Origin of the sequence: Methanolobus psychrotolerans (assembly GCF_002243045.1) — an archaeon.
In the GTDB taxonomy this organism is placed as follows: domain Archaea; phylum Halobacteriota; class Methanosarcinia; order Methanosarcinales; family Methanosarcinaceae; genus Methanolobus; species Methanolobus psychrotolerans.
Genome location: NZ_MBKP01000094.1, coordinates 1 through 1,100 on the forward strand (window position 1 = coordinate 1; position 1,100 = coordinate 1,100).

General features: G+C 45.4%; 1 protein-coding gene. It reads right to left on the reverse strand.

Annotated elements, in window-relative coordinates; genetic code table 11:
- Positions 1–1,100, reverse strand: a 1,100-nt coding sequence (locus tag BB781_RS15120) for an IS1634 family transposase (protein WP_094229273.1), incomplete at both ends; no start/stop codon positions are given.

The following is a 1,100-nucleotide window of genomic DNA, read 5'->3' on the forward strand; positions in this document are numbered from 1 at the left end:
GCACGACGCATGTTCAAGCGCTCCTTGAGATTGCCAAAGGCCTTTTCGACAACATCCTTGTTACGGTAGATCTCAAGGGCAGTAACTGCATCCATAGTTTCATTGGTAATCAGAGCAAAGAAACCATAATAGCACTTGGTCTTACTGACGTTCTCTTCCCTGACCGTTACCTGTGTTCCCCGTCTGGGTGTTGTCTTGATGATGAAATACTTCTGATAAAGTTTCTCATGCTCAGGAACACGTTTGCCAGATTCCAGTTCCTGTTTCAGTGAGAACAATCGACGACCAAAGGCCTTCTCATCATCTGCTGCCTGGTCGATGTTATAGTAATAGTGAATGTAAAGGCGGCGCGATTCCTGTAGAGTATCTCCCTTATACGGACGCTCTTGCGTGTAGTTCCAGGTGGTTTTAACTGTTCGGTAATAAAGCTCATAATTTTCATTGTAATGCTCGAAACCTCGAAACGTATCATAGATCTCGTCCAGCTCTTTTCGGACAAAGGCCAGAGACATCCTGACAGACACAAGGAACTTCACATGACTCTGGTACAGGCAGTTGATGTTGTCCTCACTATAAAACCCTCGATCCATGACCAGTTTCACCTTTGAATAACCCAGAATATCCAGTTCTTCAAGCAGATGGCTGACTGTTTTAGTATCAGGGATATTGCCTGCAAGTTTTCTGTAGTAGAAAGGGAGGTTGGACTCTTGTCCGAAGACGAGAGCCAGATTCACCTGGGGCAATCGGTCATGCTCTTTGTTATGACCATATTGTACTTGTTTGAGAGTTTCTGAATAACTGGATAGAGTTGTCGTGTCATACGCCCAGAATTCCTTTTCCAGCCTTCTCTTTCCCTGAAGGACGAAGAAACGCTGTTTAATGTCCTCGGTGATGATGGAAAACAACTCGCTGCTGCGTTGTGAGGTGATATTACTCCCATGTGGGTGCTTGTGCAGGATCCCCCACTTCTCAAAACGGTATAAAGGTGTGCTGTCTTCAAGGATCAGGTAGTATGCGATTGATAATATTTGCCTGTAAGTATCAGGGAAACACCGTTTCAGGTCCTGGGTGATCCCAAGTTTCTCCCCGATGGCATCTAG